This window comes from Paenibacillus sp. FSL H7-0940 (genome assembly GCF_037979415.1).
Taxonomy (GTDB): domain Bacteria; phylum Bacillota; class Bacilli; order Paenibacillales; family Paenibacillaceae; genus Paenibacillus; species Paenibacillus amylolyticus.
The window spans coordinates 6,702,840-6,717,047 of sequence record NZ_CP150280.1; the positions used below are offsets into that span (position 1 = coordinate 6,702,840).

Genomic DNA, 14,208 nt, shown 5'->3' on the forward strand with positions numbered 1-14,208 from the left:
TTCTGTGGACACAACTGAAGTCTAGAGTTCAGAGTGCCACAATGGAATCTGTATTGTTAAGTTTTGAACTGAGACATACCTCACCCGTTCAAATGAGAATCTTCAATTCCTTTTTCAACCCGCTGCTCCCCTTTTTTACGTGCAAAGGTGATTTTGAGGAGTGGCGGAGTAACCAGTGTAGTCACAATAACCATGATCACAACGCTGGTAAAATACTCCGAATCAAGCAAGCCCGAAGCAAGTCCGGTCGAAGCAATAATTAGAGCAACTTCCCCTCTGGAGATCATGCCTGCACCAATAGCAATAGAAGAGGAACGGTCGAACCCGGTCAGCCGGGCACCAGCTCCACCACCGATAAGTTTGGTAACAATAGCGATGAGGCTTATAACAACAATAAACCAAATCTGTGAACCCACACCATCAAAAGTGACATTTAAGCCGATACTGACAAAGAAAACTGGGACAAATATTCCGTAAGCAATCGGCTCGATTTTAGTTTCAACCTCATGTTTGAATTTGGTTTGGGAGATGGCGATACCAGCGGCAAATGCACCTATGATTCCAGCAACACCCATCCACTCTGCAAAGTATGAGAAGAGGAAACAGATAATGAGTCCTGTCGTAATCACGGTTTCCGTGACCCGCAGTGGGGCCATCCATTTCATGACCCGTGGCACAAGCCACCAGCCTGCTGCAAAGATGATGACAAAGAACAGAAGTTTCTTACCAATCAACAATCCAATAGAGACATCCCCTGCACCTGTGCCGAGCAAGCTCATCATCACGGCGAGCAGAACCACAACGAGCACATCATCCACAACGGCTGCACCCAGAATGGTGGTACCCTCCCGTGAACTCAGCTGATTCATATCCTTCAACGTCTGAACTGAGATACTGACGGAAGTAGCACAGAATAAAAGTCCGAAGAAAAGCGCGTGTGTCTGCGACATACCAAATGCTATGGCCGAACCGTATCCTCCGATAAAAGGTAAAATAACACCGCCGACCGCTACGGCAAAGGCCGCCTTCCAGTTTTTCTTCAACTGCTCCAGATCGGTTTCCAGTCCCGCAATGAACATTAACAGCAATACCCCGATCTCAGCCATATAATGAACGAAATCCGTCTTCTCCACCCAACCGAGCAGCGCAGGTCCGAGGATGACACCGACAATCAATTTCCCCAAAACGGATGGCTGACCCAATCTTACGGATAGATCACCAGCGAGTTTGGTAAAGATTAAAATAAGTGCAAGAACCAAAATAAATTCCATAGGTGTTCTTCCCTCCAGTAGTAGCGTATATAGGTTAACCAACCCAAGGGCGATCCATCCTCCGCTTCAAACAGACAAAAAGGCACAGAACGGCATTAGCAGAGTGCCGTTCTGTGCCTGAAAAAGACAAAGAGGGGCCCTTGGTGACAGGCTCCTCCAGTTTCAACGCGTATGTGATTAATTGCATTAATTATACCACAAATAAGGACTTGGGTAAATGGGAGCCGGTTTGGATTTGATTGAAAATAGCCGCAAAGGGGCATTTTATAGGGGAGTGAAGCGGTTTTTGTTCAGAGTGTTGTCACTTAACAGCCCGGAATTGGCGAGATATAATGATATAGAACATAGAAGTTAGGATATGAGGAGGATTTTGCATTGGGCAAAAATAACAAAGGGGAGCCGAACATTCAGTCCCCGACGAGTAATAAAAATTTCGCAGGCATCATTATCACGATTTCCATTCTCGCTAATGTCATTATTTTATTATTGTTCTTCGCACCGTCGATTGGTTACAAAGGTGATGTAACCTTTGATATTACGGTGTTGCCGCGGTTTAATGCCGTGTTTAACAGCTTTACCTTCATCTTCCTGCTCGCAGCACTTATTGCGATTATCAAGCGGAATGTGAAGCTGCACAAACGATTTATTCTTGCTGCATTCTCAACAACACTGTTATTCCTCGTGACCTATCTGACGTTTCATTACCTCTCACCAGAGACGTCCAAATACGGCGGCGAGGGCATCATTCGTTCGATCTATTTCTTCATTCTGATTACCCATAGTATACTGGCAGCCCTGATTGTTCCATTGGCGTTGTTCACACTTGTGTGGGGTTGGACGAATCAATTGAAGAAACACCGCAAAATTGCACGTTGGACGATGCCAATCTGGCTGTACGTCAGTTCTACAGGTGTCGTGGTATACCTGATGATGGCACCATATTATTAATGTGATGAACGTTTCATTGTGCTAATTAGTTTGACTTGCGGGTAATGTTTCCATGGAAGGAGGGTTCACATTTATGTACAGAGTTGTTTTGATTCGCCATGGACAGAGCATGTGGAATGTAGAGAATCGTTTTACCGGATGGACAGATGTGGATCTGACGACGGATGGTTACGCAGAAGCACGTAAAGCAGGTAAGATCATGAAGGAACAGGGATTTGATTTTGATTATGCCTATGCATCCGTGCTGAAACGTTCTATCCGAACACTCGATATTGCGCTGGATGAAATGGACCTCATGTGGATTCCCATTACGAAGACTTGGAAACTGAATGAACGCCATTATGGTGCGCTGCAAGGACTGAACAAACAGCAGACTGCTCTGAAGTATGGGGAAGACCAAGTAAAGGAATGGAGACGCTCCGTTAGCGTATCTCCCCCGGCACTGGACGAAACCGATGACCGATATGTGCAGGATCTGGACAAGTACAAGCGGCTCGGATGCACCATCCCTTTTACGGAGAACCTAATGGATACCTCGAAGCGTGTTCTGGAGTACTGGAATGCGGAGATTAAACCGATGGTGTCTGCTGGCAAAAGAGTGCTGATCTCTGCGCATGGGAACACGCTCCGTTCACTCGTCATGCATCTGGACCAATTGTCCGAAGCAGACGTGATGGCGCTCAATATCCCGACAGGCATTCCGCTTGTCTACGAATTGGATGAAGATCTGCATCCCATCGGACACTTTTATCTGACCGCCGATGGTTCGACCTACAAACATGAAGAAATGACCCATGTGGCAACGCCATCTGATTAATTGGACATGGACGTATGTCTTGATTGTACGAAAGCTTGTATGATTTATTTCGTTCGGTTGATGTTTCAACAGGAGGATTGAAAGATGACCGCTGAATTGAATTCGGAGGTCATCTTTTTTTCTGCGATCAAGCCTGTACTTCGTTTCGTTTTGCTCCCACAGGGTAATTGTCAAACAAGACACGATGTACATTTATCCTGAAGGAGGAGAAGCACATGTCTAAAAGAAGAGGAATTATCATGACGGCTATCGGCGCAGGTGTGACTTATCTGATGAGGAACAAACAAGCAAGAGATAAGCTGTTTAGCACTGTCTCGGGTATGATGAAAAACTCCAATTCGTCCAATGTAACAAGTAAAACCAGACCACGTGTGGAAGTGAAATAGATTGCGATAGTTCGTTTATCGATTGAATTTAAATGATGATCATGATAAACCTGGAGATGAAGTCGTTCCAGGTTTTTTTGTGCAGTTGAAAACTACCTTATGTTTCGGTGAGGCATGCGATTTTTGCCAGTAAGAATGATACAATGGATACTTGCAGAACGTATGGAGGGAGATGCACATATGAAGAAAAATCGTCTGGGTACATCCGAACTGATGGTGTCTGAGATTGGGCTGGGATGTATGTCACTTGGAACTGAAATGGAGCACGCTGTGGGCCTGGTTCATGAGGCTCTGGATCATGGGGTCAATCTGTTGGATACAGCCGATCTGTATGACGAAGGGCGTAATGAAGAGATTGTAGGACAAGCTATTAAAGGGCGTCGGGACCAAGTCATTGTGGCGACCAAAGTAGGTAATCGTCGTCTGCCTGGCAAAGAGGGCTGGTCATGGGACCCGTCCAAAGCCTACATTAAGCAGGCTGTACATGAAAGTCTGAAGCGTCTGCAGACCGATTACATCGATCTGTATCAGCTACATGGCGGGACCTTGGACGACCCCATCGAAGAGACGATCGAAGCGTTTGAGGAACTGAAGAAGGAAGGACTTATCCGATATTACGGAATTTCCTCCATTCGTCCCAATGTGATTCGGGAGTATGTAAAGAGGGCATCCATCGTCAGTGTGATGAACCAGTACAGCATTGCTGACCGCAGAGCGGAAGAAGAAGTGCTGCCTTTATTGGAACAAAAGGGGATCAGCGTAATTGCCCGCGGGCCCGTAGCTAGCGGTGTGCTTGCTGATTCCGGATCTGCCAAGGCAGACAAAGGTTATCTGGACTATACGCCAGAGCAACTATATACCATTCGGCAAGGGCTAAGTCGTCTTGTTACAGACCAACGCAGTATGGCTCAGACAGCTATCCGCTACGCGTTATCCCATCCTGCCGTAGCAACTGTTGTCCCTGGTGCCAGTTCAAGAGAGCAGTTGCTGCACAATATTGCTGCTTCGAATTCGCCTGCACTCACCGCTGCGGAAACTCAGGAAATACGAGAACTCAGTCCCGCTAATCTGTACAAGCAGCATCGTTAACTCCATTAAGCCTATTTTCAATTGTAACTATACGAGGTACAATGAAGATCAGCCAAAAAAGGAACATATAAGGGAGAGAAGACATATGGAAAGAATTCAAAGTGAACAGCAATATTTGGATACAATTAACTCTGATGGTTTTACCGTCATTAAATTTGATACAACCTGGTGTCCGGATTGCAAAAACCTGGATCGTTTTATCGGGGATGTTATCGACCAACATACGGACAAAACCTTCTATGCGCTGGATGCAGAAAAGTTCCAGCCGTTTGCTGAAGAGAATGGTGTACGCGGCATTCCAAGCCTGCTCGTCTTCCAGAACGGCAAGAAAGTCGCACATCTGCATAGCAAATGGGCTAAAACACCTGCTCAAATCTCCGAGTATCTGGAGACGCTTGAATCCAAAGTTTAAGTGTACAAAGGCATCAGCAGTTTGACTAATTAATTTAGCTAAGGAGACCTCTTCTTGTCCTGCGACAGGAAGGGGTTTTTCTGCTTCATCCCAGCACGCATGATGTGCATTCAAATGTGCATTTGAATAACTGAAGTTGAGAAACAACGCTTGTTTAGAATTTGTTCAGTGCTCCCATGTATACTGTGAGAACAAACTGAATATTTGGAGTGAACAAGATCCGTATGAAGAATGAAATTTTTGAAGAAATGCACCAATTAAGTCACAATGATGACCGAAGATACCGATTGTTGATGATTGGAGTGAAACAACTGCTGCAGGAACAAAAGGAGAATAGATATAATCTGCGTGAGAGATTGAAGAATCGAAAGAAACACCGGAACTTTCAAGTAAAAGAGTGGTATTAGACAGGCTTCTTCTCAGAAGTGAACATAAATATGGTTGTCCATGATACATAGTAAACCTAGTTGGCATCACAAGTGAACCAACCCAGCAAAGAAGGAAGTAATGAAGAGTCAAACTTCTTCTAATTACAGAAATTCCTGTCTCTGAAGCAGCAACAGAAACATGAAGTAACGGAAGTATAGCAATATAAAATATGGCGGCCTCGCTTCCCAAGGGAACGTGAGGCCGCCATTGATTTTGCCTGTCTAATTACTTGAATTGTAATGATTACATCAAAATAATAAAGAACACGGCTGCCAAGACAAAGCGATATACAGCAAAGACGGTCAGGCTCAATTTTTTCAAAATGGAGAGGAACGTCTTGATCGCAAGCATGGCGACGATGAAAGCAGCGATGAATCCAATCGCAAAGATCGGGAAATCACTGCCGTTCAGGTGATCGATACTTTTGTACAGGTCATATCCCGTAGCACCAATCATAATTGGCACAGACACGAGGAATGTGAACTCCGCAGCGGCTACACGGCTTACCCCTGCAAAGAGACCGCCTGAGATCGTTGACCCGGAACGAGAGAAGCCTGGCCACAATGCCAAGATCTGAAATATACCCACCGCGAATGCCTGTTTGTAGGAAATATCATCGACATCATGGGTAGTAATCCGCCCACTATTCCGACTCCAGCGTTCGGCTACGATCATCAATATACCACCTATAACGAGGCTGTACAGCACTGTTTCCGGACCAAACAAATGTGCTTTGATCCAGTCGCGGAATACAAGTCCGATGACTACGGCAGGAACCATCGCCAGGAAGATATGTCCCAGATTGAGGCGGCGAGAGTAAGGTCTGCTCCCTCCGGTGAAGCGGAACATATCAATGAATTTGTTCCAGTACAGTACAACAACAGCAAGTACAGCTCCGAGTTGAACAACCACCTCAAACGTTTTGACTGACTCGTTGTCCTCCGATAAACCCAGCAAGTGGGCAGTCAGAATCATGTGTCCAGTAGAGGACACGGGCAAAAACTCAGTCAAACCTTCGATGATGCCCATAATAATGGATGATATAATGTCCAATTCTCTTCCTCCTTGAAATGCAGGTGACAGCACAGGCTGTCCTGCTTGACCATGCCTGTTCATTTGAACAAGGCTATCACCTATTATGATCACAAATGCACTCAACTTCAACTTATGCTTGTAACCATTTGTTTAAAACTATATTGACAAAAACCTAGTTATCCCATAGGATATAAATTAACTGACTGACTGATCAATCGGGAGGGTTACATGAATGACCAAAATTAACGGTTTGGAACCCGGTGAAGAACGCCGGGACCAAATAATACGCATAGCGATGGAGCGTTTTGCAACCCAAGGCTACCATCAGACGAAAATTTCCGATATCGTCCGTGAGGCTGGTGTGGCGCAAGGGACGTTCTACTGGCACTTCAAGAGTAAAGAAGCCATTGCTTCGGAGATTGTCTTAACGGGCAAGGAGGAGTTGCTTGAGGCGATCGGACAAGGGTACCGCAAGGATGCCGGGTCGGTAGAAGATATGGTGAAAGCATCGGAAAGGCTGTTCACTGACTTGTTTTTGTTTGCCGCGCAGAATCGTTATTTTATGGAACTGTTACTCAAAGGCATCGTGACGGAAGAATCCGTACAACGCCTGGTTGAGGAGACACGTAATGCTGTGGAAACGGCGTTTCGTCACAATATGGAACGTGCCATCGAACTCGGCATGTTGCCTAAGGGCATGGATGTACCGCTCCGAGCAGCGTTATTGGTAAGCATGATTGAAGGAATGATATCACGCTGGTTGTTCGGTTCCGATGAGTTGCACAGCAAGTTCTCAGCCATGACAGCTTCATCGTTGGCAGCTGAAGCAGCAAGCTTTGAGTTTTACGGACTATTGGGCACATAAGATTCACATGATTAAACAAATAGCAGGGAATAATGGGTACAACTGCGGTTTAGTCACAATAAAGTAACCCAATGTACATCCAGATTAATACACGACTGAGAGGAAGTTAACGTAATGAACAAAACATATGGATCGAAAACTCGTAAAGGCTGGTCTTTGACAGCAATTCTGCTGATGACCGTGCTGGTACTTAGTGCTTGTGGAAGTAAAGCAGCAGACAATGGAAGTACAAATGGTGCACAGGCAAGTAATGAACTGGAGCAAATCAAGTCTGCTGGCGTTATCAAAGTGGGCATGATGGGCACATACGCACCGTACAACTTCCTGAACGATAAGAAAGAAATGGACGGCTATGATGCCGATATCGCACGTGAAGTTGCGAAGCGTCTGGGTGTAGAGGTTGAATTTGTATCCCAAGAGTTCTCCGGTTTGACACCAAGTCTGCAAGCGAAGAAGCTCGATGCCATTATCAGCCAGATGACGATTACCGATGATCGTAAGAAAGTACTGGATTTCAGTGATCCGTATATTACGAACCAAGTTAAAATTATTGTAAAAGAAGACAATAACGATATTACCAAGCTGGAAGACTTCAAAGGTAAGACGATTGGCGTAGGTCTGGGTACAAATGATGAATCATATCTGCGTAATGAAGTGTTGCCAAAAGTGGGAGACTTCACGATCAAAACCTATGACGATGTCATCTCTTCACTCAAAGATCTGAATGCTGGACGGATTGACGCAACAATCAACAATATGTATGCACTGAAACCGATTGTGGATGCCAACGGATTGAATATCAAAGCTGTAGGTGAAGCTATTAAGAGTGACCAGGCAGGTATTGCTGTTCGCAAAGACAATCCGGAACTTGTAGCAGCATTGAATGATGCTCTCAAAGGCATGAAAGATGATGGCACGTACAATACCATTTTCAAAAAATGGTTTGGTGAAGAGCCTGCGCAATAATGAACCTGCAAGGCGAAGGGAAGATTTGACCCATGGAACTGGTATTTGAGAATATCCCCTTCTTTCTGAAGGGGGCTTATTATACGCTGTATGTAACTGTGATCTCCATGTTTTTTGCGTTCATCATCGGGGTGCTTGTTGCGATTGCTCGTCTGAAGGGACCGATGTGGCTTAGGTTGATCGCAAGGTTTTATGTATCCATCATGCGGGGAACCCCGCTGCTGGTGCAATTATTCGTTATTTATTACGGATTGGTCGATTATGGAGTGACCTTGGGATCGCTCACCGCAGCGTGTCTGGGACTGAGTCTGAATGCAGGTGCGTTTCTATCGGAGACGTTCCGTGGAGCCATTCAGGCTGTGCCTAAAGGACAGACGGAAGCTGCATATGCAACGGGAATGACCCCGGCTCAAGCGATGAGACGGATTATCTTCCCGCAGGCTGTGCGCATTGCGATTCCGCCGATGGGGAACACCTTTATTGGCATGTTGAAGGAAACATCACTTGTGGCGGCGATTGGTGTTACCGAGTTGTTGCGTTCAGCACAACTGCTGGTATCACAATATGCATTGAACATGCCATTTTATCTGGCGATTGGTGTGATCTACTGGATCATGAGTATCGGCTTCTCGGCCATTCTGGAACAAGTGGAGCGCCGGTTGGCCCGGGCTTACTGATGGGAGGAGAGAACCGATGATTACAACAACTGGACTTACCAAACGTTTTCAGCAAAATGAAGTACTTACGAACATCGATCTTCATGTCGATGCCAAAGATATTGTTGTATTGCTCGGCCCAAGTGGTTCAGGCAAAAGTACCTTGCTGCGCTGTCTGAATGGACTCGAAGAGTTGTCCGGAGGACAGATCGAAGTGAACGGCATTGTGGTCAACAGCGCAGATCCGCTGCGAGTCCAACGTGCCCGGGTACTGGAGATTCGTCGCCAGACCGGCATGGTATTCCAGCAATTCAATCTGTATCCGCACAAGACAGTGCTGGGTAATGTGATGGAAGGTCTCGTGACGGTAAAAAAAATCAAGCGTGACGAAGCGGCTGAACGCGGCCGAATTCTTCTGGATCGGGTTGGCTTGTCAGACAAGCAGGATGCGTATCCATCCCGATTATCGGGTGGACAACAGCAGCGGGTCGCCATTGCACGTGCACTTGCAATGGAGCCGGAAGTGATGCTGTTTGATGAGCCAACTTCAGCTCTTGATCCTGAACTGGTCGGAGAGGTACTTTCCGTCATGAAGGAGTTGGCAGAGGAAGGCATGACGATGCTGGTTGTGACGCATGAATTGAAGTTTGCCCGTAATGTGGCGAACAAAATCGTCTTTATGGCGGATGGATCGATTGTAGAAGAGGCAAGTCCACAGGCCTTTTTTGAACATCCAACGCAAGAACGCACCCGTCGTTTCTTGCAACAAATTACTGAATTTTGATAAAGATAACAGCGATCGGAAGAACGAACGAACCCGGAGCGGGTATTTAAGGTCGTGACGATATCAGTTCAACTAAACTTTTGCACAAGAACGGAGAGGACAGAAGAAACCTGAAGAAGCGGAGCGTGCGCCTTTATCCCCTGATATTCCCTTGAAGAAGGGAATCAAAAAAATCTGGGGATAACAGCGATCGGAAGGTTATTCTGTCATCGGATTGGCAAGTGCAAACCTTTTTCGCTTGAACTTAAACTATTGTGAGAAAGAAGGATAACATCATGAATGTAACAACCGTATGGAAAGGCAAACGCGCGTTTACTTCCGAAGGACCCTCTGGCTACGCCGTTGGCATGGATGCCACTGCTACTTATGGTGGTGACAGCAAGGGAGCTACCCCGATGGAATTGTTACTGGCGGGTCTCGGCGGCTGTATGGGAATCGATATTACGATGATTCTGGACGCTTTTCTGGACAAAATTGAGTCAATTGAGATTGAAGCGCAAGGTACACGCAGTGAAGAGATGCCTAAAGGGTTCACATCCATTGATCTGATCTTCAAAGTCGATGGCGATATCCCGGATTATCGCATCTGGAAAGCCATCCAGATGGCTGAAGAAAAATATTGTGCAGTCTCCGCTTCGCTAAACGCCGATATTCATCCTAAACTGATCCTCAATGGGGTAAGTACACCTCGTCCTTAATAACATATGAGTAAATCTCTGATACTGAGAAGGCACTTCCAATCGTGGGAGTGCCTTTTTTGGCTTTTCCAACACTTCAACAGGGATTTCGCCCATCTAGGAGTCACTAAACTTCTGTCAGTAGAAAATAATTCGGTAAGCCCAGTCGCCATGTTAATGGCGGCCTCTTCTACTAGAGGTAGCCTAGCTTGTAGCCTGGCAATATATTACCCATTGCAATGACAATCCGAATTCTGGCGGTTATGTGGTATGATTAATTCTGAGGACAGAACATCCTGATCCTGCTGTTTGTATGTAAGCGCTTATACAGATGACGGAAGGTGCAGACATGTTGAAAAGATTGATACGAACCACTAATAATCTCAAATTAAAGCATAAATTGCTCATTTCCTATGTACTGGTTGTCATGATTCCGGTCCTGATTGTTGGTCTTGCTGTGACCAGTTATTTTCGCCAGCAAGCCCTGGACAATGCGATAGGACAGACGATCATCAATGTGGACAAGATCAAGAGCCAGACGGCAACCATGCTTCGTGTACCAACCGATATATCCAATCTTTTAATGTTTAATGCGGATCTTAAGGAGATCGTAAATAAACGGTACAAGAGCGTTGTGGAGTTAACCTCAGCGTATCTTGCATACAAAGACTTTCAGGAGTACAGGCGTTTGTACCGTGAGATAGCCGGCATTCGTTTTTACTCGACTAACCCAACATTGATCAACAACCTCGAATTCATCCCGGTAGACAAGCAGACGGAAGAGAGCTACTGGTACCAACAGGCACTGAAAACAACCAGCATCGGGTGGTTCTACATTCCGGACAAGGAAGATAATCCTGTACACAAGCTCAGCCTGGTGCGCAAAGTACCTTTTGCCGAGTATCGGACCGAGGGCGTGTTGATGATTGTGATCAATCAGGATGAGCTGAATGGATTGTTGCGTCAGGAACAGTTTGAGACGATGATTACGGACGAGCAGGGGTATGTGGTTGCGGCCAAGAATACCGAGCTGGTGGGTAAAACGCTGGATGAGCTTGATTTTGGCGTTGATCTGCAGAATCAGGCGAAAGGCACCATAGAGGGGGATTTCCGAGGGGAACCATCTAATATTGTTATTGATGAGTTGGGCCCTGGATCGAGTATGAACAGCCTGAAGGTGATTTCGGTTTTTGCCACCAAAAATATCGTCAAAGACGCTAACACCGTCAGCTTGATCGGCATGATTTTCATTATCCTTGTGCTGGTGATCGCCCTACTATTCGTATATATCATCTCGTTCCTCACTTCGAATCGATTGCTCCGGCTGAGTAAACACCTCAACAAGCTGGCATTAGGAGACCTGAACGTGACTTCACGGATTGATGGAAACGATGAGATTGGGCAACTGTCACGACAGTTCAACTATATGGTGAAAAGTATCAATGAACTCATGACGCAGGTGGTAGAAGCGACCGAACAGAACAATCAATTGGAAATCGCCCAAAAAGAGATTAAATTGAAAATGATGGCGAGCCAGATCAATCCTCATTTCTTGTTTAATGCACTGGAGTCCATTCGGATGAAAGCGCATATCAAGGGAGAAGCAGAGATTGCCAACATCGTCAGGCTGTTGGGCAAGCTAATGCGCAAGAGTCTGGAGATTGGCAGTGGAAAAACAACCTTCCGGGCTGAACTTGAAATGGTACGTTCCTATTTGGAAATTCAGAAATTTCGTTACGGCGACCGCCTTGCATTCCAGATCCATATCGATCCTGAGGTGGAGAAGATGTACATTCCGCCTCTAATTATTCAACCTTTGGTTGAGAATGCGATTGTCCATGGTCTGGAGAACAAAGAGGGCACAGTCCGTGTTCATATAAGTATTCGTTTAGTAGAGAACATTTTGCAGATCCGTGTGGATGACAATGGTGCAGGCATAACGCCAGAACGACTGGCTGAGGTGATGCAGTTTATCTGTGGACCGGAGGAACAGGAGAAGAGTCGGATCGGCATGCGTAATGTACATCAACGCTTAACCTTGACGTACGGGGAGCCATATGGGTTACAGATTACGAGTGTATATGGGGAAGGAACAGAGGTTTCTTTCACTTTGCCAGCAGGAGGGGACCAACATGTATAAAGTGTTTTTGGTGGATGACGAACCGAGCATACGTGAGGGACTGACAACCATTATCGAGTGGGAAAAATACGGATTCCAGGTTATCGCTACAGCTGCCAGCGGGCGTGAGGCCATCTCCCGGTTTGAGGAATTGGAGCCTGATCTGACGATTATTGATATTCGCATGCCCGGTATGACCGGGCTGGATGTGATTGAAGAAGTGCGCCGGAATCATCCGGATTCGCACTTTTTGATATTAAGTGGTTACGCAGATTTTGATTATGCCAAAAAAGCCATCAGTTTTGGTGTGGATGGTTATCTGCTCAAACCGGTGGATGAAGAAGAGATTATTGGTGAACTGGAGCGTATTGCTACAATCCTGACCCGTGAACGGGAGACAATGGCACGTCATGCTGGTGAAGATACCGTCTTTAGGGAGCATCAGATCGAGGCTTTGCTCTTTGACAGTCTGGAGGGTGCGGGTAGCACGGAAGAAGATAGCCTGGGGCTGCACTGGCCTCACTATCAGATTGTGCTGCTTGAGATGCATGTAACCCCCGACCTGCAACGGGGAAGTGTTATGAAACGCAAACTGATTGAAGCATTTGACCATAAAGACCGAGGCATTGTATTCTCGTTCCATTCTGGTCTGGGGCTGTTAAGTAAGGAAATAATCACATCCGAGTCATCTGCAAGAAATCTGTATGATGAGCTGGAAGGACTTCTTGGAGAATGGGAGGTTCATATGTATGGTGCTGCAGGTGAACCCGTACATTCCACTTCTGAAATTGCCCGGTCATACACGCAGGCGAATCGTATACTCGGTGAACGCTTTTTGTTCACGGAGAAACGTATCATGCTGTGGACTGAAGGTAGCGAAGGCGAAGAGGTTGTTAAGCCAGGAGTTGAAGCTGTGGACGGAACACATGAGCCAGTTGAGGACGAACTCGCGGACAAGCTGTATTATGCGTTAGACATCCGCAGTAGTGAGTCAGTCATGCGGGTACTGGGTGAGATGGAAGAGCGCTTGGTTCCATATCACCGAACAGAGCAAGCGATTAAGACGGCGTTCTCACAGGTATTTTCCCTGGCGTTCAACAAACTTGCAGCGACGAATCAACATATGCACTCCATTATGCAGGAACATTCGGTTCTGATTAATGAAGTCTATCATCAATTTACGATGTCTGATCTCAAAGTTATAGCAGCGGAACATTTTAATCGACTTATTCAACGTATGGGTGGGGGAAGCAAGGATACTGTATTGAAACAGATGATTGAATTTATCCAGCGTAACCCTGGCGAAAATCTCAAACTCGAAGTGCTGGCAGAAGTGTTTAACTATAACAGCAGTTACTTGGGTAAGTTGTTCAAGAATCATACTGGAGAATATTTCAATGCATTTCTGGACAAGGTTCGTATGGAAAAGGCCAAGGAATTGCTGGACGAAGGACTGAAGGTCCATCAGGTCGCGGCGAGAGTGGGATATGCTAATGTGGACTACTTCCACGGTAAGTTCAAGAAATATGTAGGGGAATCCCCATCCGCTTACAAACAGGCCAGAACCCAATCATCAATTAAAGGAACGGCTACGGATATAAACGAGGAATAAGTACGGAGTGCTGGGCTTTGCCCCTACCTATTGTGTAAAACGTTTTCGGTATTCCTGAGAAGTTTCCAGATTCATCATATTGTCCATGCACTTCCCATGATAAGCAATGGTCACCGAATGCTTCACATTTTAGACTGGATTT

Annotated in this window: 15 protein-coding genes; 13 read left to right on the forward strand and 2 right to left on the reverse strand. The window is 46.0% G+C overall.

Annotated features, from left to right (window positions below; genetic code table 11):
* Positions 1-80 precede the first annotated feature (80 nt).
* Positions 81-1,271 carry a cation:proton antiporter gene (locus tag MHB71_RS29395; RefSeq protein WP_127546622.1) on the reverse strand — a complete coding sequence of 397 codons (1,191 nt, stop codon included), beginning with the start codon at positions 1,269-1,271 and terminating at the stop codon, positions 81-83.
* Between the two features lie 375 nt (positions 1,272-1,646).
* Here MHB71_RS29395 and MHB71_RS29400 point away from each other — a divergent pair, with 375 nt between their 5' ends.
* The 6 genes from MHB71_RS29400 (at position 1,647) to MHB71_RS29425 (ending at position 5,330) form a co-directional block, all read left to right on the forward strand.
* Complete coding sequence (locus MHB71_RS29400; RefSeq protein WP_074096493.1) at positions 1,647-2,219, forward strand: DUF420 domain-containing protein; 573 nt, start codon at positions 1,647-1,649, stop codon at positions 2,217-2,219.
* 73 nt (positions 2,220-2,292) lie between these two features.
* On the forward strand, positions 2,293-3,036 hold the full coding sequence (gene gpmA, locus MHB71_RS29405) for a 2,3-diphosphoglycerate-dependent phosphoglycerate mutase (protein WP_047841607.1): 744 nt from the start codon (positions 2,293-2,295) through the stop codon (positions 3,034-3,036).
* Positions 3,037-3,251: 215 nt separating this feature from the next.
* Positions 3,252-3,422, forward strand: coding sequence for a hypothetical protein (locus tag MHB71_RS29410; protein ID WP_339191346.1), 171 nt, complete (start codon positions 3,252-3,254; stop codon positions 3,420-3,422).
* 180 nt (positions 3,423-3,602) lie between these two features.
* Positions 3,603-4,511 (forward strand): aldo/keto reductase, encoded by a 909-nt coding sequence (locus tag MHB71_RS29415; protein WP_340028332.1) that lies wholly within the window; start codon positions 3,603-3,605, stop codon positions 4,509-4,511.
* An 85-nt stretch (positions 4,512-4,596) separates the two neighbouring features.
* Positions 4,597-4,923 (forward strand): thioredoxin family protein, encoded by a 327-nt coding sequence (locus tag MHB71_RS29420; protein ID WP_047841605.1) that lies wholly within the window; start codon positions 4,597-4,599, stop codon positions 4,921-4,923.
* A 224-nt stretch (positions 4,924-5,147) separates the two neighbouring features.
* A complete protein-coding gene (locus MHB71_RS29425; RefSeq protein ID WP_124118151.1) occupies positions 5,148-5,330 on the forward strand; it encodes a hypothetical protein in 183 nt (60 codons plus the stop codon).
* Positions 5,331-5,595: 265 nt separating this feature from the next.
* Here the strand turns inward: MHB71_RS29425 and MHB71_RS29430 are convergent, their stop codons facing one another.
* Complete coding sequence (locus MHB71_RS29430; RefSeq protein WP_340030239.1) at positions 5,596-6,381, reverse strand: undecaprenyl-diphosphate phosphatase; 786 nt, start codon at positions 6,379-6,381, stop codon at positions 5,596-5,598.
* Positions 6,382-6,619: 238 nt separating this feature from the next.
* Here MHB71_RS29430 and MHB71_RS29435 point away from each other — a divergent pair, with 238 nt between their 5' ends.
* From MHB71_RS29435 to MHB71_RS29465, 7 genes are all read left to right on the forward strand, one after another.
* Entirely contained in the window at positions 6,620-7,252 is a 633-nt protein-coding gene (locus MHB71_RS29435) for a TetR/AcrR family transcriptional regulator (RefSeq protein ID WP_124118149.1), read from the forward strand.
* Between the two features lie 114 nt (positions 7,253-7,366).
* Entirely contained in the window at positions 7,367-8,218 is an 852-nt protein-coding gene (locus MHB71_RS29440; protein ID WP_340028333.1) for a transporter substrate-binding domain-containing protein, read from the forward strand.
* A 32-nt stretch (positions 8,219-8,250) separates the two neighbouring features.
* A complete protein-coding gene (locus MHB71_RS29445) occupies positions 8,251-8,895 on the forward strand; it encodes an amino acid ABC transporter permease (protein WP_017692207.1) in 645 nt (214 codons plus the stop codon).
* Positions 8,896-8,911: 16 nt separating this feature from the next.
* Entirely contained in the window at positions 8,912-9,658 is a 747-nt protein-coding gene (locus tag MHB71_RS29450) for an amino acid ABC transporter ATP-binding protein (protein ID WP_340028334.1), read from the forward strand.
* Between the two features lie 275 nt (positions 9,659-9,933).
* Positions 9,934-10,356 (forward strand): OsmC family protein, encoded by a 423-nt coding sequence (locus MHB71_RS29455; protein WP_340028335.1) that lies wholly within the window; start codon positions 9,934-9,936, stop codon positions 10,354-10,356.
* A gap of 328 nt (positions 10,357-10,684) precedes the next feature.
* Positions 10,685-12,475, forward strand: coding sequence for a histidine kinase (locus MHB71_RS29460; protein ID WP_036668069.1), 1,791 nt, complete (start codon positions 10,685-10,687; stop codon positions 12,473-12,475).
* Positions 12,468-14,066 (forward strand): response regulator transcription factor, encoded by a 1,599-nt coding sequence (locus tag MHB71_RS29465; RefSeq protein WP_340028336.1) that lies wholly within the window; start codon positions 12,468-12,470, stop codon positions 14,064-14,066. Before MHB71_RS29460 ends, MHB71_RS29465 begins: the two co-directional genes overlap by 8 nt.
* Positions 14,067-14,208: the final 142 nt, after the last annotated feature.

Excerpts from the sequence above, each read along its gene's own strand:
- MHB71_RS29415 (WP_340028332.1), top strand. The coding sequence starts at position 3,603 with ATGAAGAAAAATCGTCTGGGTACATCCGAACTGATGGTGTCTGAGATT.
- MHB71_RS29445 (WP_017692207.1), top strand. The coding sequence starts at position 8,251 with ATGGAACTGGTATTTGAGAATATCCCCTTCTTTCTGAAGGGGGCTTAT.
- MHB71_RS29465 (WP_340028336.1), top strand. The coding sequence starts at position 12,468 with ATGTATAAAGTGTTTTTGGTGGATGACGAACCGAGCATACGTGAGGGA.
- MHB71_RS29460 (WP_036668069.1), top strand. The coding sequence starts at position 10,685 with ATGTTGAAAAGATTGATACGAACCACTAATAATCTCAAATTAAAGCAT.
- MHB71_RS29430 (WP_340030239.1), bottom strand. The coding sequence starts at position 6,381 with ATGGGCATCATCGAAGGTTTGACTGAGTTTTTGCCCGTGTCCTCTACT.
- MHB71_RS29455 (WP_340028335.1), top strand. The coding sequence starts at position 9,934 with ATGAATGTAACAACCGTATGGAAAGGCAAACGCGCGTTTACTTCCGAA.
- MHB71_RS29440 (WP_340028333.1), top strand. The coding sequence starts at position 7,367 with ATGAACAAAACATATGGATCGAAAACTCGTAAAGGCTGGTCTTTGACA.
- MHB71_RS29420 (WP_047841605.1), top strand. The coding sequence starts at position 4,597 with ATGGAAAGAATTCAAAGTGAACAGCAATATTTGGATACAATTAACTCT.
- MHB71_RS29410 (WP_339191346.1), top strand. The coding sequence starts at position 3,252 with ATGTCTAAAAGAAGAGGAATTATCATGACGGCTATCGGCGCAGGTGTG.
- MHB71_RS29435 (WP_124118149.1), top strand. The coding sequence starts at position 6,620 with ATGACCAAAATTAACGGTTTGGAACCCGGTGAAGAACGCCGGGACCAA.
- gpmA (WP_047841607.1), top strand. The coding sequence starts at position 2,293 with ATGTACAGAGTTGTTTTGATTCGCCATGGACAGAGCATGTGGAATGTA.
- MHB71_RS29450 (WP_340028334.1), top strand. The coding sequence starts at position 8,912 with ATGATTACAACAACTGGACTTACCAAACGTTTTCAGCAAAATGAAGTA.
- MHB71_RS29425 (WP_124118151.1), top strand. The coding sequence starts at position 5,148 with ATGAAGAATGAAATTTTTGAAGAAATGCACCAATTAAGTCACAATGAT.
- MHB71_RS29395 (WP_127546622.1), bottom strand. The coding sequence starts at position 1,271 with ATGGAATTTATTTTGGTTCTTGCACTTATTTTAATCTTTACCAAACTC.